This window comes from Mycobacterium ostraviense, assembly GCF_002705925.1.
Lineage (GTDB): Bacteria > Actinomycetota > Actinomycetes > Mycobacteriales > Mycobacteriaceae > Mycobacterium > Mycobacterium ostraviense.
On the sequence record NZ_NKRE01000001.1, the window covers coordinates 664,392 to 690,118 of the forward strand.

Annotated in this window: 28 protein-coding genes and 3 pseudogenes; 13 read left to right on the forward strand and 18 right to left on the reverse strand. The window is 67.9% G+C overall.

The features are described 5' to 3' along the window. Positions 1–5: 5 nt before the first annotated feature. The 3 genes from ruvB to ruvC are packed head-to-tail and all read right to left on the reverse strand — an operon-like array spanning position 6 to position 2,187. Positions 6–1,052 carry a Holliday junction branch migration DNA helicase RuvB gene (gene ruvB / locus CDN38_RS02835; protein ID WP_075511451.1) on the reverse strand — a complete coding sequence of 349 codons (1,047 nt, stop codon included), beginning with the start codon at positions 1,050–1,052 and terminating at the stop codon, positions 6–8. Then, on the reverse strand, positions 1,049–1,636 hold the full coding sequence (gene ruvA, locus CDN38_RS02840; protein WP_075511450.1) for a Holliday junction branch migration protein RuvA: 588 nt from the start codon (positions 1,634–1,636) through the stop codon (positions 1,049–1,051). The genes ruvB and ruvA overlap by 4 nt, the downstream gene beginning before the upstream one ends. Then, positions 1,633–2,187: a crossover junction endodeoxyribonuclease RuvC gene (ruvC, locus tag CDN38_RS02845; protein WP_075511449.1), complete on the reverse strand. Its 555-nt coding sequence runs from the start codon at positions 2,185–2,187 to the stop codon at positions 1,633–1,635. The genes ruvA and ruvC overlap by 4 nt, the downstream gene beginning before the upstream one ends. A gap of 198 nt (positions 2,188–2,385) precedes the next feature. On the opposite strand from ruvC, the gene CDN38_RS02850 reads away from it, so the two are divergent. The 5 genes from CDN38_RS02850 to CDN38_RS02870 are packed head-to-tail and all read left to right on the forward strand — an operon-like array spanning position 2,386 to position 5,974. Next, on the forward strand, positions 2,386–2,994 hold the full coding sequence (locus CDN38_RS02850; RefSeq protein ID WP_075511448.1) for a DUF4178 domain-containing protein: 609 nt from the start codon (positions 2,386–2,388) through the stop codon (positions 2,992–2,994). An 8-nt stretch (positions 2,995–3,002) separates the two neighbouring features. After that, entirely contained in the window at positions 3,003–3,506 is a 504-nt protein-coding gene (locus CDN38_RS02855; RefSeq protein WP_075511447.1) for a DUF2617 family protein, read from the forward strand. Next, on the forward strand, positions 3,503–3,934 hold the full coding sequence (locus tag CDN38_RS02860; protein ID WP_075511481.1) for a DUF4247 domain-containing protein: 432 nt from the start codon (positions 3,503–3,505) through the stop codon (positions 3,932–3,934). Before CDN38_RS02855 ends, CDN38_RS02860 begins: the two co-directional genes overlap by 4 nt. A gap of 34 nt (positions 3,935–3,968) precedes the next feature. Further along, on the forward strand, positions 3,969–4,427 hold the full coding sequence (locus CDN38_RS02865) for a DUF350 domain-containing protein (RefSeq protein WP_075511480.1): 459 nt from the start codon (positions 3,969–3,971) through the stop codon (positions 4,425–4,427). Next, positions 4,424–5,974 carry a polyamine aminopropyltransferase gene (locus CDN38_RS02870; protein WP_075511446.1) on the forward strand — a complete coding sequence of 517 codons (1,551 nt, stop codon included), beginning with the start codon at positions 4,424–4,426 and terminating at the stop codon, positions 5,972–5,974. Before CDN38_RS02865 ends, CDN38_RS02870 begins: the two co-directional genes overlap by 4 nt. A gap of 79 nt (positions 5,975–6,053) precedes the next feature. Here the strand turns inward: CDN38_RS02870 and CDN38_RS02875 are convergent, their stop codons facing one another. The 5 genes and pseudogenes from CDN38_RS02875 to CDN38_RS31665 all read right to left on the reverse strand — a co-directional run. After that, the gene (locus CDN38_RS02875; RefSeq protein ID WP_075511445.1) at positions 6,054–6,809 is read right to left on the reverse strand and encodes a YebC/PmpR family DNA-binding transcriptional regulator; all 756 of its coding nucleotides are present in this window, start codon (positions 6,807–6,809) and stop codon (positions 6,054–6,056) included. Positions 6,810–7,004: 195 nt separating this feature from the next. Beyond that, positions 7,005–7,601: a pyridoxal 5'-phosphate synthase glutaminase subunit PdxT gene (gene pdxT, locus CDN38_RS02880; protein ID WP_075511444.1), complete on the reverse strand. Its 597-nt coding sequence runs from the start codon at positions 7,599–7,601 to the stop codon at positions 7,005–7,007. Continuing rightward, positions 7,598–8,434, reverse strand: a complete 837-nt coding sequence (gene tesB, locus CDN38_RS02885) for an acyl-CoA thioesterase II (RefSeq protein WP_075511443.1) — start codon at positions 8,432–8,434, stop codon at positions 7,598–7,600. Before tesB ends, pdxT begins: the two co-directional genes overlap by 4 nt. Positions 8,435–8,443: 9 nt before the next feature. Then, positions 8,444–8,608, reverse strand: a pseudogene (locus CDN38_RS02890) (pyridoxal 5'-phosphate synthase lyase subunit PdxS); the annotation flags it as partial. Between the two features lie 14 nt (positions 8,609–8,622). Then, a pseudogene (locus CDN38_RS31665) lies at positions 8,623–8,766 on the reverse strand (pyridoxal 5'-phosphate synthase lyase subunit PdxS); the annotation flags it as partial. Between the two features lie 351 nt (positions 8,767–9,117). Between CDN38_RS31665 and CDN38_RS02900 the strand changes: the two are divergent. The 5 genes and pseudogenes from CDN38_RS02900 (at position 9,118) to CDN38_RS32110 (ending at position 12,562) form a co-directional block, all read left to right on the forward strand. Beyond that, a complete protein-coding gene (locus CDN38_RS02900) occupies positions 9,118–10,602 on the forward strand; it encodes a PPE family protein (protein WP_075513687.1) in 1,485 nt (494 codons plus the stop codon). A 136-nt stretch (positions 10,603–10,738) separates the two neighbouring features. Beyond that, a complete protein-coding gene (locus CDN38_RS32100; protein ID WP_408632991.1) occupies positions 10,739–11,344 on the forward strand; it encodes a PPE family protein in 606 nt (201 codons plus the stop codon). Continuing rightward, positions 11,334–11,600 carry a hypothetical protein gene (locus CDN38_RS32815; protein ID WP_075513685.1) on the forward strand — a complete coding sequence of 89 codons (267 nt, stop codon included), beginning with the start codon at positions 11,334–11,336 and terminating at the stop codon, positions 11,598–11,600. Before CDN38_RS32100 ends, CDN38_RS32815 begins: the two co-directional genes overlap by 11 nt. Before the next feature lie 156 nt (positions 11,601–11,756). Next, a pseudogene (locus CDN38_RS32105) lies at positions 11,757–12,185 on the forward strand (PE-PPE domain-containing protein). 23 nt (positions 12,186–12,208) lie between these two features. After that, on the forward strand, positions 12,209–12,562 hold the full coding sequence (locus tag CDN38_RS32110) for a PE-PPE domain-containing protein (protein ID WP_075513683.1): 354 nt from the start codon (positions 12,209–12,211) through the stop codon (positions 12,560–12,562). Between the two features lie 27 nt (positions 12,563–12,589). Here CDN38_RS32110 and CDN38_RS02925 read toward each other — a convergent pair whose 3' ends face one another. From CDN38_RS02925 to thrS, 6 genes are read right to left on the reverse strand one after another with little or no spacing between them, the layout of a single operon-like run. Then, entirely contained in the window at positions 12,590–13,651 is a 1,062-nt protein-coding gene (locus CDN38_RS02925; RefSeq protein ID WP_075513682.1) for an NUDIX hydrolase, read from the reverse strand. After that, positions 13,651–14,787 carry a glycosyltransferase family 4 protein gene (locus CDN38_RS02930; protein WP_075513681.1) on the reverse strand — a complete coding sequence of 379 codons (1,137 nt, stop codon included), beginning with the start codon at positions 14,785–14,787 and terminating at the stop codon, positions 13,651–13,653. The genes CDN38_RS02925 and CDN38_RS02930 overlap by 1 nt, the downstream gene beginning before the upstream one ends. Before the next feature lie 42 nt (positions 14,788–14,829). Then, positions 14,830–15,780 (reverse strand): phosphatidylinositol mannoside acyltransferase, encoded by a 951-nt coding sequence (locus CDN38_RS02935; RefSeq protein ID WP_075513680.1) that lies wholly within the window; start codon positions 15,778–15,780, stop codon positions 14,830–14,832. Then, positions 15,777–16,439 (reverse strand): phosphatidylinositol phosphate synthase, encoded by a 663-nt coding sequence (pgsA, locus tag CDN38_RS02940; protein WP_075513679.1) that lies wholly within the window; start codon positions 16,437–16,439, stop codon positions 15,777–15,779. The genes CDN38_RS02935 and pgsA overlap by 4 nt, the downstream gene beginning before the upstream one ends. A 25-nt stretch (positions 16,440–16,464) precedes the next feature. Next, positions 16,465–17,037, reverse strand: coding sequence for an ATP adenylyltransferase (locus CDN38_RS02945; protein WP_075513678.1), 573 nt, complete (start codon positions 17,035–17,037; stop codon positions 16,465–16,467). Continuing rightward, positions 17,030–19,117, reverse strand: a complete 2,088-nt coding sequence (thrS, locus tag CDN38_RS02950; RefSeq protein WP_075513689.1) for a threonine--tRNA ligase — start codon at positions 19,115–19,117, stop codon at positions 17,030–17,032. Before thrS ends, CDN38_RS02945 begins: the two co-directional genes overlap by 8 nt. Positions 19,118–19,257: 140 nt before the next feature. Between thrS and CDN38_RS02955 the strand changes: the two genes are divergently transcribed. Beyond that, positions 19,258–20,844: an MmgE/PrpD family protein gene (locus tag CDN38_RS02955; RefSeq protein WP_161951721.1), complete on the forward strand. Its 1,587-nt coding sequence runs from the start codon at positions 19,258–19,260 to the stop codon at positions 20,842–20,844. Here the strand turns inward: CDN38_RS02955 and CDN38_RS02960 are convergent. Further along, on the reverse strand, positions 20,841–21,467 hold the full coding sequence (locus CDN38_RS02960) for a PaaI family thioesterase (protein ID WP_075513688.1): 627 nt from the start codon (positions 21,465–21,467) through the stop codon (positions 20,841–20,843). The genes CDN38_RS02955 and CDN38_RS02960 overlap by 4 nt on opposite strands. Positions 21,468–21,993: 526 nt before the next feature. Then, positions 21,994–22,878, reverse strand: a complete 885-nt coding sequence (locus CDN38_RS02965; RefSeq protein ID WP_075509246.1) for an aldo/keto reductase — start codon at positions 22,876–22,878, stop codon at positions 21,994–21,996. 54 nt (positions 22,879–22,932) lie between these two features. Here CDN38_RS02965 and CDN38_RS02970 point away from each other — a divergent pair, with 54 nt between their 5' ends. Next, entirely contained in the window at positions 22,933–23,436 is a 504-nt protein-coding gene (locus CDN38_RS02970; protein ID WP_075509245.1) for a DUF1990 domain-containing protein, read from the forward strand. 9 nt (positions 23,437–23,445) lie between these two features. Here the strand turns inward: CDN38_RS02970 and CDN38_RS02975 are convergent, their stop codons facing one another. After that, positions 23,446–23,901: an Rv2617c family stress response/phage resistance protein gene (locus CDN38_RS02975; RefSeq protein ID WP_075509244.1), complete on the reverse strand. Its 456-nt coding sequence runs from the start codon at positions 23,899–23,901 to the stop codon at positions 23,446–23,448. A gap of 87 nt (positions 23,902–23,988) precedes the next feature. Here CDN38_RS02975 and CDN38_RS02980 point away from each other — a divergent pair, with 87 nt between their 5' ends. Further along, positions 23,989–24,684 carry a helix-turn-helix transcriptional regulator gene (locus CDN38_RS02980; RefSeq protein WP_075509243.1) on the forward strand — a complete coding sequence of 232 codons (696 nt, stop codon included), beginning with the start codon at positions 23,989–23,991 and terminating at the stop codon, positions 24,682–24,684. Here CDN38_RS02980 and CDN38_RS02985 read toward each other — a convergent pair. Then, positions 24,679–25,626, reverse strand: coding sequence for an NAD(P)H-dependent flavin oxidoreductase (locus CDN38_RS02985; RefSeq protein ID WP_075509242.1), 948 nt, complete (start codon positions 25,624–25,626; stop codon positions 24,679–24,681). The two genes, CDN38_RS02980 and CDN38_RS02985, sit on opposite strands and share 6 nt — an antisense overlap. Between the last annotated feature and the right edge of the window lie 101 nt (positions 25,627–25,727).

Genomic DNA, 25,727 nt, shown 5'->3' on the forward strand with positions numbered 1-25,727 from the left:
TTCGCCTAGTCGAACAGCCCCGGTTGGCTCAGCCCGCTGACGCCCGCCGGCGGGGTCATGCCCAGGTGCGTCCAGGCGAGCGCGGTGGCCACCCGACCGCGCGGCGTGCGGGCGATCATCCCGGCGCGCACCAGAAACGGCTCACACACCTCCTCCACCGTGGCCGCCTCCTCGCCGACCGCGACCGCCAGCGTAGACACCCCGACCGGGCCGCCGCCGAAGCTGCGGGTCAGCGCCGACAGCACCGCGCGGTCCAGCCGGTCCAGGCCAAGCTCGTCGACGTCGTAGACCTCCAGCGCCGACTTGGCGACATCGAGCGTGATCACGCCGTCGGCGCGGACCTCGGCGAAGTCACGGACGCGCCGCAGTAGCCGGTTGGCGATCCGCGGCGTTCCCCGGGAGCGGCGGGCGATCTCCGCTCCGGCCTCGGCACCCAGTTCGATGCCCAGGATGCCGGCCGAGCGGGCCAGCACCCGCTCCAGCTCGTGTGGCTCGTAGAAATCCATGTGCGCGGTGAAGCCGAACCGGTCGCGCAACGGGCCGGTCAGCGCCCCAGACCTGGTGGTGGCACCGACCAAGGTGAACGGTGCGATCTCCAGCGGGATCGAGGTGGCGCCGGGACCCTTGCCGACCACCACGTCGACCCTGAAGTCCTCCATCGCCAGATACAACATTTCCTCGGCGGGCCGGGCGATACGGTGGATCTCGTCGATGAACAGCACGTCATGCTCGACCAGGTTGGACAGCATCGCGGCCAGGTCGCCCGCACGTTCCAACGCCGGCCCCGACGTCACCCGAAGCGACGACCCGAGCTCGCCGGCGATGATCATCGCCAGCGACGTCTTACCCAGACCCGGGGGGCCGGACAGCAGGATGTGATCCGGTGTGCCGCCGCGGTTTCGGGCTCCCTCGATGACCAGCTGGAGCTGTTCGCGCACCCGCGGCTGGCCGATGAAGTCGCGCAACGAGCGGGGCCGCAGGCTGCCGTCGATATCGCCCTCGCCCACGGCCAGCGCCGGCGATACGTCGCGGTCGGGTGGTTCGTCGCTCATCGGGCCTTGCTCAGTAGCGCCAGGGCGGCCCGCAAGGCGCCCGACGTCGTGGCCTCGGGCTCGCCGGCCAGCACCTTGTCGATGGCCTCCTCGGCCTGCTTGGCGGCAAAGCCCAGCCCGACGAGGGCCTCCACCACCGGAGTGCGCACCGCATGGCCGTTGACTGGGGGAGCGGCCGCTCCCGCCGGGCCCACTTTGTCGCGCAACTCCAGCACCATCCGTTCGGCGCCGCGTTTGCCGATGCCGGGCACTCGCGTCAACGCCGCGACATCGCCGTCGGCCAGCGACCGGCGCAGCGCCGCGGCGTCGTGTACTGCCAGCGTCGCCATCGCCAGCCGGGGCCCGACACCGGTGACCGACAACAACGTCAGGAACAGGTCGCGAGTTTGCCGGTCGCCGAATCCGTACAGCGTCATCGAATCCTCGCGCACGATCATCGCCGTGACCAGCCGCGCCTCGGTTCCCGGCCGCAACGTCGCCAGCGTCGACGGCGTCGCGTTCACCCGGTAACCCACCCCGGCGGCCTCGATCACCACGTGATCGAGTGCGACCTCAAGCACTTCACCGCGGACCGAGGCGATCATCGCGCGGCCTTCAGCTTGGCCAGATAGGCGTGCCGCTGCTGGGCCGCCAGCGCCTCGGCCCGCGCGATCCGGGCGATCATCGGCGCCCGCCAGCAATGGCAGATCGCCAGCGCCAACGCGTCGGCCGCATCGGCCGGCGTCGGTTTTGCTTGCAGCGCAAGGATTCTGGTGACCATCGCGGTGACCTGAGCCTTGTCGGCGCCACCGTTTCCGGTGACCGCGGCCTTGACCTCGCTGGGGGTGTGAAAGTGGACGTCGATGTCGCGTTTTGCCGCCGCCAGGGCGATCACTCCCCCGGCCTGCGCGGTGCCCATCACCGTCGCTACGTTCTGCTGGGAGAACACCCGCTCGATGGCCAGTACGTCGGGACGGTGGGTGTCCAGCCAGTGCTCGACGGCGTCATTGATGGCCAGCAGCCGCTTCGACAGCGCCGTATCCGAGGGGGTGCGCACCACGTCGACATCGAGCGCGACGAGGTCCCGGCCCCGTCCGCTTTCCACCAGCGACAGACCGCACCGCGTCAACCCGGGATCGACTCCCATTACCCGCACCGCATTGTCCCTTCGCACACCCCTTCACACCGAACAGCTGTTCGATAGCCTAGCGGCTGGGTGTGACAGGGCCGGGCAGGACACGCGGTGCAAACGCACGTCCCGCGGCGACCCTGACGCATGCCTCTTATCGGGACCGGTCCGGTGCAAAGCTGTTACGTTAGGGCGCACATCGACTCGCCGTAGGGAAGGGTTGGGGTGGGATCACTGCTGGTGGTGCTCGCGGTGGCATTGTTCATCGCGTCACTTCTCGTTCTCGTCGTCGCTCTCAAGCGTCCCAAGACCCCGACACCACCGGGCAACCGACAAGATCCCTTGTCGTTCAACGCGCTGCCGCAGTTCGGCCCGCGGCAACTCGGCCCCGGCGCCATCGTCAGCTACGGCGGTGTCGACTATGTGGTTCGCGGCTCGGTCACCTTCCGCCAGGGACCGTTCGTCTGGTGGGAGCACTTGCTGGAGGGCGGTGACCAGCCGATGTGGTTCAGCGTCGAAGACGACGACGGGCGCCTCGAGCTGGCCATGTGGGTGAAACGCACCGACCCTGCGCTGCAGCCCGACGGCGAACAGGTGCTCGATGGTGTGACGTTTCACGAGTCGGAGCGCGGCCATGCCGGCTACACCACCGAGGGGACGACGGGCCTGCCGGCGGGCGGCGAGATGGACTACGTCGACTACACCGGCCCCGACGAGAGCGTCTTGTTGTCATTCGAGCGCTGGGCACCCGACATGCCCTGGGAGATATCCACCGGCAAAGCGGTGCTGCCCGGCGAACTGACCGTCTACCCCGCTCCCCCGGCGTCCGCATAGGACCATCGGTGCCGCTTCATCAGCTCGCGGTCGCTCCGGCTGACGTATCGGGAGCCCGGCTGCGACTGGCCATCAACGCGCCGCCGCCGCGGCCTCTGGCCACCTATCGGATGGACCACCCCGGCGGCGGGACCCTGCTGCTCGGCGTTCTGGGGGCATCGCATGTCGTCACCGTGAACCACGGTGACACAAGGTTTTCGGAGCAGATTTCGTGTTCGGCCCGCAACCAGGGCGAGAGTCTGCCGACGCACAGTGAGGCTCCCGGCTACCGCCTGCAATCCCGTAGCGACACCCACGACGAGTCGACGTTCCGCCGCCTCGCACACGAGCTTCGCCAGCGGTGCGCGCGCGACGACGGGTGGCTGGGCGGCATGTTCCCGGGCGATGACGCCGCGCTGACCGCGCTGGCGGCCGAACCCCACGGCACCGGCTGGCGCTGGCAGACCTGGCACCTCTATCCGACCGGCTCCGGCGGCTCGGTGGTGCATACCGCAAGCCGGTGGCAACCGTGAGCCGCAACCGGCTGTTTCTGATTGCCGGGGGGCTGGCCGTCGCCGCCACGGTGTCGTTGGTTTCCGGAGTAGTGCTGCTGAACAAGAACATCAGCTCGTATATCGCGTCTCACTATCGCGAAGAATCCCGCGACGCCAACGGCACGCGTTACCTGTGCACCGGATCAGCACATCAGGTGGCCGACACGCTGGCCCGCTATCAGTCGCCCGCAGCACGCGCGGCCAGCGCAGACAACGAATACCTGCGCTACCGCAACAACATCGTGGTCGTCGGCCCCGACGGCTCCTACCCGTGCAGCATCCGTGTCGAACCCCTTAGTGCCGGCTACAGCCACGGCTCCTTCGTCTTCCTCGGCCCCGGATTCACCCCCGGGTCTCCGTCGGGCGGCTCCGGCGGCAGCCCCGGCGGGCCGGGCGGCAGCAAGTAGGACGAGTAACGCAAAGGAGACAGCAATGCGCCAGTTGTATGCGGCGGGAGTCGATTTCGGCACCGTCAACCTCACCCCGATCCTGCATGGCGTGGTGGCGACCATTTTGTACTTCCTGGTGGGTGCCGCCGTCCTGGTCGCGGGTTTCCTGATGGTCGATGTGCTGACCCCGGGCAACCTGCGCCGCCTGGTGTTCATCGATCGGCGGCCCAACGCCGTCGTCCTGGCCTCGGCGATGTATGCGGCTTTGGCCATCGTCATCATTACCGCCATTCACACCAGCTCCAGCCAGCTGGGTCAGGGGCTGGTCGACGTCGCGGTCTACGGGGGCGTCGGGGTGGCGCTGCAGGGGGCGGCACTGCTCATTCTCGAGATCGCCGTGCCCGGTCGCTTCCGGGAGCTCGTCGAGGAACCCACGCTGCATCCGGCGGCATTCGCCACGGCGGTGATGATGCTGGCCGTCGGAGGTGTGATCGCCGCCGCGCTGTCATGACGTCGACGCAGCAGGCGGCGGTTGCGACCTCACCGCGCTGGCGCGCGGTGCTGCTGGCCGCCGTCGCGGCGTGCGCGGCCTGCGGCATCGTCTACGAGCTCGCGCTGCTTACCCTGTCGGCCAGCCTGGACGGCGACGGCATCGTCGCCACGTCACTGATCGTCGCCGGGTATGTGGCGGCGCTGGGATTGGGCGCCCTGTTGGTCAGGCCGCTGCTGGCGCGTGCGGCCATCACCTTCATCGCGGTCGAGGTGCTGCTGGGCATCGTCGGAGGCTTGTCGGCGGCGGCGCTGTACGTGACGTTCGCGTTCATCGGCGGATCGCTGTGGGTGCTGGCGCTGGGCACCGCGCTGATCGGCGGGCTGGTCGGCGCCGAGGTGCCGCTGCTGATGACGCTGCTACAGACCGGCCGGGTGGCCGGAGCGACCGATACCGGCCGGACGCTGGCCAACCTGACCGCGGCCGATTATCTGGGCGCGTTGCTCGGCGGGCTCAGTTGGCCGTTTCTGCTGCTGCCGCATCTGGGGATGATCCGCGGCGCGGCGGCCACCGGCATCGTCAATCTGGTCGCCGCGGCCGTCGTGTCGATCTTCCTGCTGCGGCGGGTCGTCGGTGTTCGTCAGCTGGTGACGGCGCTGGGGGCGCTGGCCGCGGCACTTGGGCTGCTGGTGACGCTGTTGGTGAATGCGCGCGGTATCGAGACGACCAGCCGGCAGCGGCTCTACGCCGACCCGATCATCGCCTACCGGCACACGCCCTACCAGGAGATCGTGGTCACGCGGCGCGGTGACGACCTGCGGCTCTACCTCGACGGGGGATTGCAGTTCTCCACGGTGGACGAGTACCGCTACACCGAAAGCCTGGTCTATCCCGCGCTCGGCTCTGATGCGCGTTCGGTTCTGGTGCTGGGTGGTGGCGACGGGCTGGCCGCCCGCGAGCTATTGCGCCAACCCGGTGTGCGGCAGATCGTTCAGGTCGAACTTGACCCCGCGGTCATCCAATTGGCACGCACCACCCTGCGCGGGGCCAACGGAGGTTCGCTGGACGACCCGCGCGTGCACGTCGTGATCGACGATGCGATGAGCTGGCTGCGCGGCCCGGACCGGGGGCCCTTCGACGCGGTCATCGTCGACCTGCCCGACCCGGACACACCCGTGCTGGGCCGGCTGTATTCGGCCGAGTTCTACACCCTGGCCACCCGCGCACTGGCGCCCGGGGGGCTGATGGTGGTGCAAGCGGGCAGCCCGTTCTCGACGCGGACCGCGTTCTGGCGCACGGTCTCGTCGGTGCAGGCCGCGGGGTACGCGGTGACGCCGTACCACGTTTACGTGCCCACGTTCGGCGACTGGGGCTTCGTCCTGGCGCGCCGCGGGGACGGGGCGCCCACGCCTGAGGTGCCGGGTGATGCGCCGCCGCTGCGTTTCCTCAACCAGCGGGTGCTCGATGCGGCGACCGTCTTCTCCGGCGACGTTGCGCCACGCCCGCTCGAGCCGTCGACCCTGGACCATCCGCGCATCGTCGAGGACATGCGGCACGGATACGACTAGGCCCGCACGTCAGCCGGCGTTAGGCATCGGCGCCGGGACCGCCTTGGCCTGACGGCGAAGCCGCGCTCGATGGCCACAGTCATTCCTCGTCGAGAGCCGCCAACACCTCGTCGGACACGTCGACATTGGTCCAGACGTTCTGCACGTCGTCGCTGTCCTCCAGCGCGTCGACGAGCTTGAATACCTTGCGGGCGCCGTCGACGTCCACCGGCACACTGACCGACGGCTGGAAACCGGCTTCGGCCGACTCGTAGTCAATCCCCGCGTCTTGCAACGCGGTGCGCACCGCGACCAGATCACCGGGCTCGGCGACCACTTCGAAGCTGTCGCCCAGGTCGTTGACCTCCTCGGCACCGGCATCCAGCACCGCGGTCAATACGTCGTCCTCGGTCAGGCCGCTCTTGTCCAGGGTGACCACGCCCTTGCGCGAGAACAGATAGGACACCGACCCCGGATCGGCCATGGTGCCGCCGTTGCGCGTCATGGCCACCCGCACCTCGCTGGCGGCCCGGTTGCGATTGTCGGTCAGGCACTCGATCAACACCGCGACGCCGTTGGGCGCATAACCCTCGTACATGATGGTCTGCCAGTCGGCGCCCCCGGCTTCCTCACCGGCGCCGCGCTTGCGGGCCCGCTCGATGTTCTCATTGGGCACCGAGCTCTTCTTGGCCTTCTGGATGGCGTCGTACAGGGTCGGGTTGCCCGCCGGGTCACCGCCGCCGACGCGGGCTGCGACCTCGATGTTCTTGATCAGCCGGGCGAACATCTTGCCGCGACGGGCGTCGACGACGGCCTTCTTGTGCTTGGTGGTAGCCCACTTGGAATGGCCGCTCATCGGTGTGGTGCACCTCTTCTTTTTGGGTCTTTGTGGGTTCTGTTTTCGCCAGAAGAGTCTACGTGGACCGCAGGTGCTGGTCGTCTGGCCGGCTCCCGCCCACCGAGCCTGTAATTCTGCAGGGGAAGTCCGAGTGTGAGCCTGCAAAATTACAGGCTCGATGATGCTGCGCACCTGACGGCGCCCGATGAGACGTCAGCGCCGACCCCGGACGATGTCGACGAACAGCTGATGGATACGACGATCGCCGGTGATCTCCGGGTGGAACGCCGTCGCCAACACCGCGCCCTGCCGCACCGCGACGATGTGACCCGCGGCCCGGGCCAGCACCTGCACACCCTCGCCGGCCCGCTCGACCCATGGCGCCCTGATGAACACCGCACGCACCGGGTCGTCCAGGCCCGCGAACGCGATATCGCCCTCAAACGAATCGACTTGGCGCCCAAAGGCATTGCGCCGCACGATCATATCGATCCCCCGCAGCGGCACGGCCTCGCGGCCGCGGGCGCCGGCGTCCAGAATTTCGCTGGCCAGCAGGATCATGCCGGCACATGCGCCGTACGCGGGAAGGCCCTCGGCCAGCCGCGCCCGCAGCGGCGCCAGCAATTCGAAGTCGCGCAGCAGATGGCTGATGGTCGTCGACTCGCCGCCCGGAAGCACCAGCGCATCCACCGCGTCCAGCTCGTCGCGGCGGCGCACCGGCATCGCCTCGGCTCCGGCTTCACGCAGTGCCGCAAGGTGCTCCCGGGTGTCGCCCTGCAAAGCCAGGACGCCGATCTTCGGCGGGCTCACGGCTGGTATCCGTGGCGATAACGGGTCAGCCCCTCCTGCATGACTGCCGCCACCAACTCACCGCGTTGGGTAAAGATCTTCCCGTGGGTGAGGGCGCGACCGCCGCCGGCCGACGGCGAGGACTGGTCGTACAGCAACCATTCGTCGGCGCGGAACGACCGCATGAACCACATCGCGTGGTCCAGCGATGCCACCTGCAGATGCTCTCGCTCCTTGAGGTGGGTGACCTGTGCCGAACCGAGCAGGGTGAGGTCGCTCATGTAGGCGAGGGCGCAGATGTGCAGCACCGGATCGTCGGGCAGCGGATCGTGGTGGCGAAACCACACCTGCTGCTGGGAAGCCTTGCCGGGCAAACACTGCAACTGCTCCCGCGGCACGATCCGCACGTCCCACTCCTCGAACTGCCGGAAACCGGCGTCGTCGAATACCCGCACCGAGCGCAATCCGGGCAGATCGTCAGGCGGCGGCGCCGCCGGCATCTGGTCCTGGTGGCTGATGCCTTGCTGATGGGTCTGAAAGGACGCTCCCATGCTGAAGATGATTTCCCCATGCTGGATGGCAGTGACCCGCCTGGTGGCGAACGATCCGCCATCTCGAGTGCGCTCGACCAGAAAAACGGTGCGCTCCTTGGCATCTCCGGGCCGAAGAAAGTATCCGTGCAACGAATGGACTCGATACGACGGGTCGACGGTGCGCACCGCAGACACCAGCGACTGCCCCGCGACATGGCCGCCGAACGTGCGCTGCAAAAAACCTGACTCCGGGCTGAAGACCCTGCCGCGATAGATGTTGACCTCAAGTTGCTCGAGGTCGAGGATCTCTTCGATCGCCACGGAAGGTTCTTACCAGCCGCGCTCGGCGAGCCGGTGCGGCTGGGCGATCTGTTCGACGTTGATGCCGACCATCGCCTCGCCCAGCCCGCGCGACACCTTGGCCAGCACGTCGGGGTCGTCGTAGAAGGTGGTGGCCTTGACGATCGCGGCGGCCCGGTGCTCGGGGGCGCCGGACCCGCACCGGCACCTTCGGCGATGCGGGCCTGCTCCGCGGTGACAACGTCCATGATCACGCCGCCCTTGAGCATCTCGGCCATACCACGCTTGACCCGTGCGGTACCGGCCTGGCCGTTGACCGGCCCGGATGACGGGGCCCCGTTCGAGGTGTCCACTACCTTCTTCTCTCCTTCGATGCGGGCACCAGTCTAGTGGTGAGCGAAAACCGGGTTTTTCGGCTCCGTACGGCAGTGCGGGCGGTGGTCATGGCCGCGTTCAGGCGGTGAACCAATCGGCCCGCAACCCTTTTGCGTCCCAACGTCGTTGGGCGCCGACGAAATTTGCCGAAGCCCGGGCGAGCGCCTCCACGCCGTCATACAGTCATTGACGTCCTTTCGGGCAGGACCTCAATTCCATTCGGTTTTCACTCGCCCGTGCACGGCGACGGTCGGCGTACGAAAGTCCGCGGCCATCGGCGCCACATCGCACGGCAGCTGAGAGCGCCTGCTGCGAAGGAAACGCGTGTCATGAACTTCACCGTGCTACCGCCGGAGATCAACTCGGCGCGGATGTACGCCGGTGCCGGTCCGGCGCCGATGTTGGCGGCCGCGGCCGCCTGGGACGGCCTGGCCGCCGACCTGCAGGCCTCCGCGGCCTCGTTCGAGTCGGTCGCCTCGGGTCTGGCGGCATCCTGGCAGGGCGCTGCGTGGACCGCGATGACGGCCGCGGCCGCACCGTATCTGGCCTGGCTGAGCGCGGCCGCGCAGCACGCCGAGCACACGGCCGGGCAGGCCCGGATGGCCGCGAGCACGTTCGAGGCCGCACTGACGGCCACGGTGCACCCGGCGATGGTCAGCGTCAACCGGACTCAGCTGGTGTCGCTGATCGTGTCGAACCTGCTGGGCCAGAACGCCCCGGCGATCGCGGCCACCGAGGCCGAATACGAGCAGATGTGGGCCCAGAATGTGGCCGCCATGTCCGGTTACTACTCCAATGCGTCGGCGCTGGCCAGCCGGCTGATGCCATGGCAGCAGCTGATGGGCGGCCCGCCGACAACCGGCGCGGGCCCGACGGCGATGGCCCCGGGCACGGCGCTCGTCATGGGCACCGCGTTCCTGCAGCCGACGTCGAGCTATGTAAGCCGCATCGACCAGTTGTTCATCGCCCCGTTCCACCCGGGCTACCTCGCCCAAGGCCTGTACACCCCGGAGCAGTACTGGCCGCTCACCGGACTGACGAGTCTGACCGTCGGCCAGTCGATGGTGCAGAGCGCGAAAGTGCTCAACGACGCGATCATGGCGCAGAACGGCAACCCCACCCTGGTATTCGGCTATTCGCAGAGCGCCTCGGTTGCCACCTTGGAAATGCAGCACCTGCTGACCCTGCCCGCCGACCAACGGCCCACAGCCGACCAGCTGTCATTTGTGTTGGCCGCCAACCCCAACCGCCCCAACGGCGGATTCCTCGAGCGCTTCCACGGTCTGTACATCCCGATTCTGGATCTGCCGTTCTTCGGCGCCACCCCGGCCAACGCCTACCCGACCACCGATTACGCGATCCAATATGACTTCCAGGCCGACTTCCCGCAGTACCCGCTCAACCTGCTCGCCGACGCCAACGCCGTTGCGGGCCAGTTCTACATCCACTCCAGCTACCCGGACCTCACGCCCGCCCAGATCGCCACCGGTGTGGTGCAGCCCGTGTCGCCGGCGGACACCATGACCAAATACATCCTGATCCCGACCCACGATCTGCCGCTGCTGAACCCGCTGCGTGCGATCCCCATAGTCGGGAACCCGCTGGCCGACCTGGTGCAACCGGATCTGCGGGTGCTCGTGGAGTTGGGCTATGACCGCACCGCCTATCAGGATGTGCCCACCCCGGCCGGGCTGTTCCCGCAATTCGACCCGCTTACCGTTGCCGGCCAACTGGTCGAGGGCGCCGGCCAAGGCGTACACGACGCTATCGTCGACCTGGGATTGCCGCCGCCGCGATTCCCGCAACTGTCCTGACCCGGCGCAACCCACCGCAATTCGCGGGGCTTTCGTCGACGGGCAACGCGTTTGGTCGGCGCTGCGGGCAAAAACCCGCGGGAGTTCCCCGGAAATCAATTCGACGCGGATGTTTTCCGGCGCTGGCCTTGGGCCGATGCTGGCGGCGTCGGCAGCATGGGATGGGGTGGCCGCTGAGCTGGGCTCGGCGGCCACCTCGTTCGAGGCGTTGACCGCGCAGCTGGCGGGCGGGACGTGGTTGGGTGCGGCGTCGGCGGCGATGCTGGGCGCGGCAGCGCCCTATGCCGCGTGGTTGCATGCGACGGCTAGTGACGCCGAGCAGGCGGCCGCTCAGGCCCGATCAGCGGTGAGCGCGTTCGAAGCGGCGCAGCCGGCCACCGTGCATCCCGCGATCATCGCAGGCAATCGGTCTCAGTTGCTGTCGCTGGTGATGTCCAACCTGTTCGGCCAAAACGCGCCGGCGATCCCGCTCGCCGAGGCCGAATACGAGCAGATGTGGGCGCAGGACGTGACCGCCATGCTGGGCTACCACCTGAGCGCTCGGCAGCTGTCGCGCAGTTACCGCCATGGCAGGAATTGCCGCAACGATTGGCGGACATGGCGAATAGCGCGATCGCCAGTTGGCAACTTCCGAACATCAACGCGGGCAGTGGAAACACCGGCAGCTTCAACGTCGGCAACAACAACACCGGCAACTTCAACATCGGCAACGGAAACTTGGCAGCTTCAACGTGGGTTTTGACAACGCGGGCAACCTTAACGCGGGCTGGAACAACTATGTCAACGCCAATGTCGGTACCGGCAACGTCGGCCAATTCAACATCGGCTACGAAAACGACGGCACGGCGAACGTTGGTGTCTGGAACGTCGGCGAGCGCAATATCGGTTTCGTCAACATCGGCCAAGGCTTGGTCGGCTTCGCGAACCCTCAAAACGGCGATGTGGGGGTTACGAGCGTGCTCGAAAGGCTAGGGTCCGGCGGCGTGGTGTTGACCTAGCTAGGCGGCACCGAGTTCAGCCCGCTGCCCAGGCTGGGCTACAGCCAGGCGGTCACAAACCTCTACGTTGAACCCATCCACGTCGCCTCCGATGCATATGCCATCGACTTCGTGGTGCAGCCCTCGAAACTGTGGCCGTTAACTGGCCTACACAGCTTGAGCCTCGACAAATCGGTGGCCCAGGGCGTCGCGGACCTGAACGCAGCCATCATGGCGCAAGCCGCTCACTGGGGCAAGGCGATCGTCGTCGGTTACTCGCAGAGCGCCGTGGTGGTGGGCCAAGAACTGCGTTATCTCGCGACCCTGGCGGCTGACCAGCGGCCACCCCAAAGCCAACTCTCCTTCACGCTGATCGGTGATCCCTGCACTCCCAACGGTGGAGTTCTGTCGCGCTTCCCCGGGGTGCACATTCCAATTCTGGATTTGACGTTCTATCCCGCAACTCCAGCTGATGTTTATCCGACTACCGTATACACACTCGAATAAAGCGGTATCGGCGACTTCCCGCAATACCCAATCAATATCCTGGCAGACGTCAACGCCGTCGCCGGCGCCTTGATTCTGCACTCCCAATTCCCGGCCTGACGCTCCAGTATGTTGCTACGGCAGTGGTCCAGCCGGTGACACCGGGATCGCTGACCACCTACATGATGATTCCCGTCCAGGATCTGCCGATGTTGGCTCCGTTGCGCGCCATTCCCTTCGTCGGGGAGCCGCTGGCGGATTTGATCCAACCCAACTTGAAGGTCCTGGTGAACTATCGAGGCTGGGGCTACGGCAACCTCGAACATGGTTGGAGCCAGGGGCCGGCCAACGTTCCCACCCCGGCCGGGCTGTTCCCGGACATCAGCGTGTTCCACGTGGCCGCTGCGCTGCAGCGCGGCACCGTGCAAGGCATCAACGACGCACTGGCTTATGTGGGGCTGCAACCGCTGTCATCGTGGTTGCCCCGGCTCCCCTGAGATCGACCCAGCGAGACCGCGCCCCGATCAGCGGATGGACTGCGGCACAACGGCATTGCGCATATCGTCGCCCGACGCATCCGCCAGCTGGTTGGCTTCGGGCAGCAGCTCGCCGAGCTGCAACGGGTACACCTGCTCGCCGGCGGCCACCAACTGCGCGATGTCGGTGGCGTCACACCAGCGGGCGCCGTGAATGTAGTGGCGCTCCAGCTCGGTTCGGCCCTCAATGGACGGCTCGAACCGCTGCGTGCGGTACACCAGGTAGAACTCCTCGCTGTCGAGCAGCGTGCCGTTGAACTCGAAGACGTCGTGGCGTCGCCAGATGGGGCCGACCAAGTCGGCCGGCTCGACCTGCAGACCGGTTTCCTCGGCCAGTTCCCGCGCAGCCGCCGCAGCCAGCTGCTCCCCGTTGCGCACCTCACCGCCGACGGTGAACCACCACCGAGGCACCGCGGGACCATCAGATTCCCTGGCCGCCGGGTCCGAACCGTGCAGCAACAGCACCGCACCGGTCTCGTCGAGCAACACCAGGCGCGCCGAGGTGCGTCGGATCAGGTCACCGTGGTCGCCCCGGTTGGCGGGGGTCAGCGCGTGGGGACGTTCCGCGATTTCGAAATACGTTGGCAGCGGCGCTCTTCCACCGAGCCGGAAAGCACGCACCATGCGCCGTTCGCGCAGCACGAGGGTGTCGCGCACGGCGTCGTTGTGGAATCTCCGAGCCAGCACCACCCGGGCTTCGGCGTCGGCCAGCTCGGCAACCAGCGCTGTCGGCAGCGACGCCGGGTCGACCACCGCCAGTGCGGCGGAGAGCTCGTTTTCCGCGCCCTCGCGTGCCTGCCGAGGGGCGCGCTCGGCCGCGTCGGCCAGGTCCGCCAACCGCCTGCCCTCGGGCGCATCGCCGTAGGCCTCGATAGCGACCGCGCGCGCCACCACCGCGCGCCGCGCCAGGGCACCGTCGAGCGCCTGCCAGGACAGGTCGTAGCGGACGTGCAGCCGGTCCAGCCGGTTGGCCCGCTGATAACCCCAGGCACCGAACGCCACCAGCACTACGAACAGCACCGCGACGACGGCGACGAGCAGCCACGTCATCAGCTGGCGACCTGCACCTTGACACCGGACCCGGCGACCGTCTCGTATACCCGCATGATCTGGCTGGCCACCACCGACCAGTCGTAACGACGAACCGCGTCAGCGCCGGCGGCGACGTACCGGCGTCGCAGCGCGTCGTCGTCGAGCACCCGGATCAGCGCATCGGCTAGCGCGGCGGCCTGTAAATCCGGTGGGTCGACCGGGACCAGACATCCCAATTCGCCGTCTCGCAGCACGCGCCGGAAGGCGTCCAGATCGCTGGCCACCACCGGGGTTCCGGCGGCCATCGCCTCGACCAGGACGATGCCGAAACTCTCGCCGCCGGTGTTGGGGGCGCAGTACACGTCGGCGCTGCGCATCGCCGCGGCCTTGCCGGCGTCGTCGACCTGGCCAAGAAAGCGGAGGTAGCGCGTCAATCCGCCCGCCTGGCTGCGCAACTGGTCCTCGTCGCCGCGGCCGACGATCAGCAGCTGCAGCTCCGGGAAACGCTGCACCACGGTGGGCAACGCGGCCAGCAGGACGGCCATGCCTTTGCGCGGCTCGTCGTAGCGGCCCAGGAACAGCACCGTCTTGCCGGGCCGCGGATATCCGTCCAACGGCGACGCCGTGGCGAAGAACGCCACGTCCACGCCGTTGGGGATCTCCACCGCGTCCGAGCCCAACGCCTCCATCTGCCAGCGCCGGGCCAGATCCGACACCGCGATCCGGCCGACGATCTTCTCGTGCATCGGCCGCAGGATGCCCTGGAACACCGTCAAGGTCAGCGACTTGGTGGTCGACGTGTGAAACGTCGCCACGATCGGGCCTTCGGCGATGTTCAGCGCCAGCATCGACAGGCTCGGCGCGTTGGGCTCGTGCAGGTGCAAAACGTCGAAATCACCTTCGGACAGCCACTTCTTGACCTTGCGGTGGGTCGCCGGGCCGAACCGCAGCCGCGCAACCGACCCGTTGTAAGGAATCGGAACCGCCTTGCCACCCGAGACGACGTAGTCGGGCAGGACGGCATGCGGCGAGGCCGGCGCGAGCACGCTGACCTCGTGCCCGCGGGCGCGCATCACCTCCGCGAGCTGCAATACATGCGACTGCACGCCGCCCGCCACGTCGAACGAGTAGGGACAGACCATCCCGATGCGCATCAGGCTTTCCTCAATTGGCCTCAATTGTGCCTCAGTTGTGCCTCAGTTGTGCCTCAGCCGGGCCCGCCGGGCGTCCGACAGATCAGCCAGCCACTGCGGCTGCAGCATGTGCCAGTCGGCGGGGTGCTCGGCGATGTTGGCCGCGAACCGGTCGGCCAGCGCCTGGATGATGGCGCCGATGTCACCGCTGGAGCAGTCCAGCGCCGGATACACCCGAAAGCCCCAGCCGTTGCGTTCGAACCAGCAGTGCGCCGGCAGCAACGCCGCTCCGGTTTCGATGGCCAGCTTGGCCGGCCCCGCGGGCATCCGGGTGGGTTCGCCGAAGAAGTTGACCTCGACGCCGCTGCGGGTCAGGTCTCGCTCGGCCATCAGGCAGACCACCCGGTTGGCACGCAACCGCTCGCAGAGCACCTCGAACGGCGGTTTGGCGCCGCCGGACAGCGGGAGCACCTCGAAGCCCAGGCTTTCCCGATACTCGATAAAACGCCGATACAACGACTCGGGTTTGAGTCGTTCCGCGACGGTGGTGAACGTGCCATGCGTCTGCGCCAGCCACATGCCGGCCATGTCCCAGTTTCCGCTGTGCGGCAAAGCCACCACAACACCGCGGCCCACGGCCAGCGCGGCATCCAGATGGTCGAGGCCCTGGAACGAGTTGTCGATCTGTCGAGCCACCTTGCGGTGGTTCATCGTCGGCAGCCGGAACGCCTCGCGCCAGTAGCGGGCGTAGGACTCCAGGGAAGCACGCATCAAGCTGTCCGGGACGTCGGCGGGTCGCACGCCGATGACCCGGGCCAGGTTCTTGCGCAGTTGCTCGGGCCCGCCACGGCGGGCCGCGTAATGCGCCCCGGCGTCGAACACGTTGCGAGCGGCGAACTCCGGCATCGCGCGCACGACGCGCCAGCCCGCCGCATAGGCCCAGTCGGTCGCACGGCCGGTCAACAGGCGACGCGGGCTCCCGCGGAATTGCAGGCCGGCGGGCGTGGCGATCACTGCTGCGTCTTTCCGGTGTTGCCTTGCGCCGGTATGCGATCGGTGGCCCCCGGCGACGTCCACACCGTGTGCAACCGCTGCCAGCAGGTGATCACGCTGGCCACGGCCAGCACCCACATGGCCACCGGCAACGCCGGCGGCCAGGCGATGAACGGAAAATCCGATACCCCCACCCCGACCAGCACGATGATCAACCGTTCCGGGCGTTCGATGATGCCGCCGTCGCCGCGCAGGCCGCTGGCTTCGGCCCGCGCCTTGATGTAGGAGATCACCTGCGAGGTGACCAGGCAGATCAGCGTCGCCACCACCAGCAGCCGATCGCGCATGCCGAACGCGATCCACCACAGCAGACCGCTGAACACCGCGCCGTCACTGATGCGGTCGCAGGCGGCGTCCAACACCGCGCCGAACCGGGTGCCACCGCCGCGTTGCCGGGCCATGGCCCCGTCCAACATATCGAAGAGCACGAAGAACCAGACCACACACGCACCGGGAAACAGCTTGCCCATCGGGAACAGCACCAGCGCCCCGGCTACCGAAGCCATGGTTCCGATGATGGTGACGGCATCGGGCGTCAGGCCGATCCGCAGCAGCGCCCGGGCCAGCGGATCGGTGATCCGCGCGAAGGCCGCCCGGGACAGGAACGGCGCCTTACTCATGCGCGCCGTCCCCCGCCGCAGCGGCTCATGGTTGCCTGGCCCATTCGGTGGCCAGCAGCCGGCGGGTGTCGCGCAGCAACTGCGGAATCACCTTGGAGCCGCCGATGATGGTGATGAAGTTCGCGTCGCCGCCCCACCGCGGTACCACGTGCACGTGCAGATGCTCGGCCAGCGAGCCGCCCGCCGAGGTGCCCAGGTTCAGGCCGACATTGAAGCCGTGTGGCCGCGACACCGTCTTGATGACGCGAATCGCCTTCTGGGTGAACGCCATCAGCTCCGCGCTCTCCCGCTCGGTCAGGTCCTCGAGCTCCGAAACCCGCCGGTAGGGCACCACCATCAGGTGCCCAGGGTTGTACGGATAGAGGTTGAGCACGGCGTAGACGAGTTCGCCGCGGGCCACCACCAGCCCTTCCTCGTCGGACAGCAGCGGGATTTCGGTGAACGGCTGGGAGCGCTCCGACTCGGGGCGCTTCATCGGCGCTTCGGCGAGGTAGTTCATCCGGTAGGGCGTCCACAGCCGCTCCAGGTGGTCGCGCTGGCCGACGCCCCGATCCAAGATCGTGCTGTCCTCGCGGTCAGCGTGCTGCTCGTCACCCACAGCTGCCCACTTTCACCAGTTCAGCTGTCGGAGCGGCGTTTTCGCGAGTCGCGAGCCAATCCACGATCGCCGCCACCGCCGCGTCCCGCGGCACGCCGTTGAGCTGGGTGCGGTCGGCGAACCGGAAGCTGACCGCGCCGGCCTGCACGTCGCGGTCTCCGGCCAGCAGCATGAACGGCACCTTCTGGTTGGTGTGGTGCACGATCTTCTTGGCCATCCGGTCGTCGCTGCCGTCCACCTCGACCCGTACCCCGTGCGACTTCAGCTGTGCCGCAACATCTTCCAGGTAACTGACGTGCTCGTCGGCGACCGGGATGCCGACCACCTGGATCGGCGCCAGCCACGCCGGGAACGCCCCCGCATAGTGCTCGGTGAGGATGCCGAAGAACCGCTCGATCGACCCGAACAGCGCGCGGTGGATCATGACGGGGCGGTCCCGCGCACCATCCCTGGCGGTGTACTCCAGCTCGAAGCGCTCCGGGAAGTTGAAGTCGAGCTGGATCGTCGACATCTGCCAGGTGCGGCCCAGCGCGTCTTTGACCTGCACCGAGATCTTGGGGCCGTAGAACGCCGCGCCGCCTGGATCCGGCACCAAATCCAGGCCGGATTCGGCGCCCACCTCGGCCAGCACGTTGGTGGCTTCCTCCCAGACCTCGTCGGAGCCGACGAACTTCTCCGGGTCCTTGGTGGACAGCTCGAGATAGAAGTCGGTCAGGCCGTAGTCGCCGAGCAGGTCGAGGATGAACCGCAGCAGCGAACGCAACTCGTCGCGCATCTGGTCACGGGTGCAGAAGATGTGCGCGTCGTCCATGGTCAGCCCCCGCACCCGGGTCAACCCGTGCACCACGCCGGACTTCTCGTAGCGGTACACCGTGCCGAACTCGAAGAGCCGCAACGGCAATTCACGATAGGAGCGCCCGCGCGCCCGGAAGATCAGGCAGTGCATCGGGCAGTTCATCGGCTTGAGGTAGTAGTCCTGGCCGGGTTTGCGCACCGAGCCGTCCGGGTTGTATTCCGCGTCGATATGCATCGGCGGGAACATGCCGTCGGCGTACCAGTCCAGGTGTCCGGAGGTGTGGAACAGCTGGGCCTTGGTGATGTGCGGGCTGTTGACGAATTGGTAGCCGGCCTCGGTGTGCTTGCGCCGCGAGTAGTCCTCCAGTTCGCGACGCACGATGCCCCCCTTGGGGTGGAAAACCGCCAAGCCGGAGCCGATTTCGTCGGGGAAGCTGAACAGGTCCAGCTCGACTCCCAGCTTGCGGTGGTCGCGTCGTTGCGCCTCTTCGATGAGCTCCAGGTGCCGATCGAGGGCCTCCTGCGATTCCCAGGCGGTGCCGTAGATCCGTTGCAGGCTGGCGTTTTTCTGGTCACCCCGCCAGTAGGCGGCCGAACTGCGGGTCAGCTTGAAGGCCGGGATGTGTTTGGTGGTCGGGATGTGCGGTCCGCGGCACAGGTCGCCCCAAACCCGTTGCCGGGTGCGGGGATTGAGGTTGTCGTAAGCAGTGAGCTCGTCATTACTACCTGGGGGGCCGACCTCCATGATGTCTGGGTCTCCGGATTTGTCGTCGACGAGTTCGAGCTTGTAGGGCTCGTTGGCCAGCTCCGCGCGGGCCTGGTCCTTGGACTCATAGACCCGCCGGTCGAATAGCTGTCCTTCCTTGACGATCTGGCGCATCCGCTTTTCCAGCGCCGCCAGGTCCTCGGGCGTGAACGGCTCGGCCACGTCGAAGTCGTAGTAGAAGCCGTCGGTGATGGGCGGGCCGATTCCCAGTTTGGCTTGCGGGAACATCCCCTGGACGGCCTGGGCCAGGACATGGGCGGCCGAGTGCCGGATGACACTGCGGCCTTCTTCGGTATTGGCCGGCACCGGCATGACCTCGACATCGACCTCCGGCACCCAGCTCAGGTCGCGCAGCTTGCCCTCGGCGTCGCGCACCACCACGATCGCGTCGGGCGTGCCGCGCCTGGGCAACCCGGCCTCGCCCACCGCGGCGGCCGCGGTGGTCCCGGCAGGAACCCGGATCGGGTGCCGCCGGTCGCCGCCGTCGGCTCCGGGGGCGGGGTGTGCGGGGGCGCTCATCGGGTTGGTCTCCAAGGCTTGGACATGTTCGATGCGTGTCGGGACGATCGCGACCATGCTATCGGTGCGCCCGACTACCAGCCCAAGCCGATCCGCCACCTCGATTGACCCATTAATCGATGCGCGCCTACCGTGCGACCGTGGTGACGACCATCGAACGGTTGGCCGCATGGGCCGCTGACCTTCGTCTCGACGACGTCCCGGACGCGGTTGTCGACCTCTGCCGCGCCCAACGCCGATCCGTGTTTGCGGCCATGGCCGTCTCGACCGGCGACGTCGCATCCCAGCGGGTGCTCTCGGGCGTCGAAACCTGGGCCGGCGAAGGCCCGGTTGTGGTGCCCGGGCTACCCCGCTCGGTTGCCGTCGACGACGCCCTTTATGCCGCGGCCGCGCTGTCGATCGCGCTCGATTTAGACGACTATGTGTGCTTCGCTCACGCCGGCCACTCCGCCGTGCTGGTGCCGGTGTTGCTGGCCGCCGAGACCGGCGCCTCGGCGGCCGAGCAACTGGCCGCCCAGGTTGCGGCTAACGAACTCGAGGCCCGGTTGGGCGGCGCCTGCCTGCTCGGACCGCTCAATGGTCAGCTGTGGTCGTTCGTGCACGCCGCCGGATCGGCCGTCGCCGCGGGCCGCCTGCTCGGGCTGGATACCGGCCGGCTGGCGCATGCCCTGGCCCTTGCCCTTTACCAGGCTCCGCGCGCCACCGTGCCGGGGTTCATGGCGCCCGACTCGAAGTTGCTGACGGCGGCCGAGCCGACTCTGGCCGGGATGCGGGCCGCGCGCCTGGCCGCCCGCGGCGTCACCGGTCCACTGGATGCCCTGGACCATCCGCAGGGCTTCTTCGATGCGTTCTGCTATGCGCCGCTGCCCGCGCTTCTCGGCGGGCTCGGCTCCGGATGGGCGACCCGGACGATGAGCATCAAGCGCTACCCGGGCTGCGCCTATGTCGACACGACCGTCGATGCGCTGCTTGAACTCGGGCCGCCGCCGGCCGCCGACGTCGCGTCGGTGGTCGTCGAGGCGGGCGTGCTGACGTGTGGAATGGACGCCATGTCGCGCGGGTACGCGGCCGTCCGGATGCCCACGCCGGTGACCATCAATTTCTCGATCCCGTGGACCGTGGCGGTGACGCTCGTCGCCGGCCGGCTCTCGCCCGTCGAGGTCAACGAGGAGTGGCTGGCCACCCACCACCGCGAGCTCGCCGATGTGGCCGACCGGGTGTCGTTGCGCCATGACTGGTCCCTCACCCTGCGCACGGCCGAGGCGATGGCACCGCTGCTACCGGTTCGCGCGCTGACGGCCGGCACGCCAACCCGTCGGCTGCTCGCCGCCGTCCGACGAACCCGCCACGGGCACAAGGGGATTCGCGTCGGCGTCGGGGACGGCATGGCGCTGCTGCGCGCCCTGCGAGAGGGCGGGATCGGTGCCGCCGGCCGCGCCGCAGCGGGACAGCCGTGGGCGCCGGCGGCACTCGACGCGTTCACGATGACGTTTCCGGCGCGAGTGCGGGTGAGGTTGCGCGACGGCCGCGAGCTGGTGGCCGAAAGCGATGTTCCCCACGGCGGTGCCGGGAACATGAAAACCAGTCCGGACGTGGTCAGCCGCGAGAAACTCGCCGCTTGTGGACCTGCGGTGTGGGGCTCGCGGGGCACCGGGAACCTCGTTGAGGCGATCGACTCCGACGCCGCCGGCTTGTGGCGCCTGCTGGGAACTAGGGCTGGGAACTAAGGCTGCCCAGGCTTGAGCCGCACGAACAACGCGTCGGCCTCGGTCAGCACGGTGTCGCCGTCGGTCAACCGGCCGGAGACGAAGATCTTGCGCCCGTCGACACGGTCGACTCCCGCGTCGACCTGCAACTTTTTTTCGATGGGCACGATGTTGCGGTAGTTGATCGTGAGGTAGGCCGTGCGTTGCCGGGTGCTGCCGGTGAGCACCGACGCCGTCAAACCCAGGACCGTGTCGAAAAGCAACCCGAGCGCCCCGCCGTGCACGGCGCCGTTGCGGCCCAGGTGAAATCGGGCGAATCGGGCCCAGCCCTGGATCCGGCCATCGTCGGTCTTACGCGCCAACATTGGCACCGTCAGGATGTTGCCGCGCACGAACAGGTCCATCCGCCGGCCCGACGGCGAGTGCCATTCGTCGGTGTCGAACGGCGTCAGCAGCGCCGACACCTTCTCCAGCAGGTCGGCGGCCTCGGTGATCACGTCGTCGGGCGCGTCGGCGGCCCGGGCATGGTCTTGCAGCTTGCGCACCGCGTCGATGAACCGGCCGTAGTCGGGCCCGCCCTTGGTGGTCGGTTCGGGGGGATTGAAGCCCCCGCCCGGGTGTCGTTGATGGTGACCTGCCACCACCACACCGTATTAGGTCGCCCCAAGGAACGCGCCGGCCCGCGTAGGGTGAGCCCACCGCCGATTGCGCATCGCCGGCCCACCGTGCTTTAACCCGGTTGGCCAGACAGGCCGCCGATGCCGGCAATACCGCCGTCGCCGCCGGTGCCGAACAGCAGCCCACTGCGACCACCGAATCGGCCCAATTTGGCTTGGGGATGCTGCGCCGAAAGTCCTGACCTCAGCTCGATTTCTTAGTGCCTGTTCGTAAACATTCATGCGGCCTGCTGGACGGGCGCTGGTGGGCTGGCGCGGAGGCGTCCCCATCTGGGCTGGTGCGGCGTACCCGATGTCGCTTGTTGGAGTTTACGAGCTACCGCGAGCCCCGCCTCACGCCCTCACATGACACGCAATCGTTATCACATCGCTATCATCTGCCACTACAGTCACACCCGTTTACGAACAGGCTCTTAAACGTTCCAAAAAGATCGGTCGTCGGCTTCGGGCTCGATTTCGCCGGCTTACCGCCGAATGCCGTGCGCAGCCCGGGTCAGGCGTTCTGCTCTCCGATGGCCGCCAGCAGCTCGAATTCGTCGTCGCTCAGCGTGATCTCGGCCGCGGCGACGTTCTCCTCCAAATGCGCCACGCTCGACGTGCCCGGAATCGGCAACATCACCGGTGAGCGTTTCAGCAACCAGGCCAGCGCCAGCTGCGACGGTGTCGCATGATGCTCGGCCGCGATCTGCCGCAGCGGGCCATCGGCGGCCGCCAGCGGACCCGACGCCAGCGGGAACCATGGAATGAAGCCGACGCCTTGCTGGGTGGCGAAATCCACGAGTGGTTCGGCGCCCCGCGAGGCCAGGTTGTACATGTTCTGCGCCGACACGATTTCGGTGATCTGCCCGGCCGCCTTCAGTTGGTCGACGTCGATCTCGGACAGGCCGATATGGCGGATCTTGCCTTCGTTCTTCAGCGCGAGCAGTTCGCCGACTTGATCTTCCAGGGGAACGTGGCGGTCGATGCGATGCAGCTGGAACAGGTCAATGGTGTCGACTCCCAGACGCCGCAGGCTCATCTCGCACTCCTGGCGCAGATAGCTCGGGTTACCCAACGGAATCCATACCCCCGGCCCCGTCCGTAGCAACCCGGCCTTGGTGGCGATCACCAGCCCGGAGTACGGATGCAGCGCCTCACGGATGATCTCCTCGGACACGTAGGGGCCGTAGGAATCGGCGGTGTCGATGAAGTTCACGCCCAATTCGACGGCGCGCCGCAACACCCGGACGCATTCGGCGCGGTCGGCTGGTGGCCCCCACACGCCCTCACCGGTCAGGCGCATCGCACCGAACCCGAGCCGGTTGATCGTCAAGTCACCCCCGAGGGTGAATGTTCCGGACGCTGCTGCCAAAGGTTTCGAGGTTTGTGTGGTCACCATTCCGACCGTACGCCGCCGACCCGGCACCGCAATCCGTCGTGGCAAGCTGGGTGTGTGGACCTGGATGCGCTCGCCGACCTTCAGCTGACCTATCCCGAAGTTGGCGCCACTGCGGCCGCGCAGCTGCCGCCGGGCTACGGTCACCTCAGCATGTCGGCCCAGATCGGTTCTGGCCGTGCGCGTTTCGAGCAGGCCGCCGACGCCGTCATGCGCTGGGGCATGCAGCGCGGAGCCGGCCTGGGCGTTGCGGCGAGTTCCGACGTCGCGGTGGTTTCGGCGATCGTGGTGGTCAAGATGATGGGTCTGCTGCGTGCGCCCTGCCGCGTCGTGTACGTCATCGACGAACCCGACGTCCGCGGATTCGCCTACGGCACGCTGCCGGGTCACCCGGAGTCCGGGGAGGAACGGTTCGCGGTGCGCTACGACGCGAACACCTCCGCGGTATACGCGGAGGTGTCGGCGTTCTCCCGGCCCGCGACCTGGTGGAGCAAGCTGGGCGGCCCGTTCGTTGCGGTGGCCCAGCGCATCATGGCCAAGCGCTACCTGCGCGGGGTGTGACCGGGACGGTCAACGGCTCCCGATGCTGCCCCGGTGCGCGCCCTCGGCCAACCGGGCCAGGGCCACAGCACCGGCCAGCAAACCGAAGTCACGCAGCGCGACGTCGTAGAACCCCGGACCGGTGACCAGGTCGAGGATGATCCCGGCCAGCCAGGCGGCCACCACCCAGGCACCAAAGCGCGGCACCACCGCCACCAACACACCGGCAGCGATCTCGATCACGCCCACCAGGTACATGCACTGGTCGGCGGTACCGGGAACCAGGTTGTCGATCCAACCGGCCAGGTACATGCTCCAGTGATGCGGGTGGGTCAGCAGATTGAAGAACTTGTCCAACCCGAACGCGATGGGCGCCACCGTGAACACGGTTCGAAGCAGCAGGTACGCCGAATATGCCGGGTCCTTCAACTGGTCGGCGAAGGCGGGCGCTCCGGCGCCTGGTTGGGTGGCTTGTCTGGTACTCATGACCCCTCCATTTCTATAGGATAATGTTTTGTACGTTAGAACGTGTAAGCTGTAGCGTCAAGTGTTTTGTCTCTTAGAAATTGACTGATGACCGACTCACTCGAACGCAACGCCGCCGGGATCGGGGCACTGGCCGACCCGGTGCGTCATCGGCTCTACGACTACGTGTGCTCACAACCGGGGCCGGTGAGCCGCGACCAGGCGGCCGACGCCCTGGGCATCCCCCACCACCAGGCCAAATTCCACCTCGACCGACTCACTGCCGAGGGCCTGCTGGAGACCGACTACGCACGCGTGACGGGCCGCTCCGGCCCCGGTGCGGGGCGGACCGCCAAGCTGTACCGCAGGGCTCGACGCGATATCGCGATCAGCCTTCCGCAGCGGGAGTACGAGCTGGCCGGACGGCTGATGGCCGCGGCCATCGCCCGGTCGGCCACCACCGGCGAGCGCGCCGTCGAGGTGCTCAACCAGGTCGCCCACGGCTACGGCCAGACGATCGGCAACGGCGTCGCCAAGCCCGCGGATGCCGCAGCGGCGCTCGAGGTGGCGTTGCGGGTGCTGCGCCGGCACGGCTACGAACCCCGCCGCACCGATGGCGAAGTCGAGCTGGCGAACTGCCCATTCCATGCGCTGGCCCAGGAGCAGACCGAGCTGGCCTGCACCATGAACCACGCGCTGATCACCGGGGTGTCCGACGCCCTGGCGCCGCACGGCCCCGACGCTCGGCTGGACCCCGGGCCGGACCGGTGTTGCGTCGTACTCAAGCGCCGGTCGAGCCTATGAGCCCCAGCGACCGAGCAAACGCTTCGCACCCGAGCACATCCGCCCGATAACCTCGGCCGCCGACGCGTCGTCACCGATCATCCCGACGCCCTGCCCCGCGTCGACCGGGACCACCCGCAGATCTTCGGCGGCGACCGCGGCGGCCAACCGCGCCCGGGCATCCGGGTCAGCGGCCAGCTCATCCTCCCGGCCCGTCCAGTGCGCGACGAAGTCGTTGGCCAACACCCGTGAGGGATATTGCTCCGGCCAGGGCAAGCCGGCGGCGACGTCGAAGACCCGGCTGACCCGGGTGTCGGTTTCGCGTGCCGCGATCAGGGCCTGACGGCTGCCCTCACTGGTCAGCGCCTCGGGGCACGCCGCCAGCCGGGTGCCCACCCAGGCACCGCTGGCACCGGCGGCCAGCACCGCGGCCAGGCTCCGGGGCGAGGCGATGCCACCGCCGGCCAGCACCGGCACCGACACGGCTTCCAGAACGACGTCCAGCAACGGCAGCGTTCCGAGTCGCATCTCGCCGTGGCCGCCCCCCTCGGCCCCGCGCGCGACCACGATGTCAACACCCGCATCGACCGCGCGACGGGCTCCGGCGCCGTCGTAAACCTGTGTGGCCGTGACGATTCCGGCGTCGTGCGCGTTGGCTACCCAGGACCAGTCGGTACCGAAGCTGACCGACAACAGCGCCGGCCGCGCGGCCAGCGCATCCTCCAGCAGGCCAACCTCACCGCGCATCACCCAGTCGACCAGCCCGATCCCGAACCTGCCGGTAACCTGCCGCAGCTGTTCGGCCAGCGACGCCCTGGTCGCGGTGCTGCCCATGCCGATCATGCCCAGGCCGCCGGCAGCGGTGACGGCGGCGGCTAATCGACCGCCGGCCACCCCGCCCATGGGCGCGTTGACGATGGGCACCTGCAGGCCGAAGCCCCGGGACCAGGGTGTGGAGAGCACGCCTAGGAGGGTGGTGTTTTTCGCGTGGCGTTGACCCGATAGTCGGGCGTGATCGGTGAGAATGGTTGGGTGAGTTTGGGTTTGACGCCGAAGCAGGCGGA

What these genes read in the sequence shown, in the direction of transcription:
- ruvB (WP_075511451.1), bottom strand. Translation starts at nt 1,052, where the DNA reads ATGAGCGACGAACCACCCGACCGCGACGTATCGCCGGCGCTGGCCGTG.
- ruvA (WP_075511450.1), bottom strand. Translation starts at nt 1,636, where the DNA reads ATGATCGCCTCGGTCCGCGGTGAAGTGCTTGAGGTCGCACTCGATCAC.
- CDN38_RS02870 (WP_075511446.1), top strand. Translation starts at nt 4,424, where the DNA reads ATGACGTCGACGCAGCAGGCGGCGGTTGCGACCTCACCGCGCTGGCGC.
- CDN38_RS02875 (WP_075511445.1), bottom strand. Translation starts at nt 6,809, where the DNA reads ATGAGCGGCCATTCCAAGTGGGCTACCACCAAGCACAAGAAGGCCGTC.
- CDN38_RS02900 (WP_075513687.1), top strand. Translation starts at nt 9,118, where the DNA reads ATGAACTTCACCGTGCTACCGCCGGAGATCAACTCGGCGCGGATGTAC.
- CDN38_RS32100 (WP_408632991.1), top strand. Translation starts at nt 10,739, where the DNA reads ATGCTGGCGGCGTCGGCAGCATGGGATGGGGTGGCCGCTGAGCTGGGC.
- CDN38_RS02925 (WP_075513682.1), bottom strand. Translation starts at nt 13,651, where the DNA reads ATGACGTGGCTGCTCGTCGCCGTCGTCGCGGTGCTGTTCGTAGTGCTG.
- CDN38_RS02930 (WP_075513681.1), bottom strand. Translation starts at nt 14,787, where the DNA reads ATGCGCATCGGGATGGTCTGTCCCTACTCGTTCGACGTGGCGGGCGGC.
- pgsA (WP_075513679.1), bottom strand. Translation starts at nt 16,439, where the DNA reads ATGAGTAAGGCGCCGTTCCTGTCCCGGGCGGCCTTCGCGCGGATCACC.
- thrS (WP_075513689.1), bottom strand. Translation starts at nt 19,117, where the DNA reads ATGAGCGCCCCCGCACACCCCGCCCCCGGAGCCGACGGCGGCGACCGG.
- CDN38_RS02965 (WP_075509246.1), bottom strand. Translation starts at nt 22,878, where the DNA reads ATGGTGACCACACAAACCTCGAAACCTTTGGCAGCAGCGTCCGGAACA.
- CDN38_RS02975 (WP_075509244.1), bottom strand. Translation starts at nt 23,901, where the DNA reads ATGAGTACCAGACAAGCCACCCAACCAGGCGCCGGAGCGCCCGCCTTC.
- CDN38_RS02980 (WP_075509243.1), top strand. Translation starts at nt 23,989, where the DNA reads ATGACCGACTCACTCGAACGCAACGCCGCCGGGATCGGGGCACTGGCC.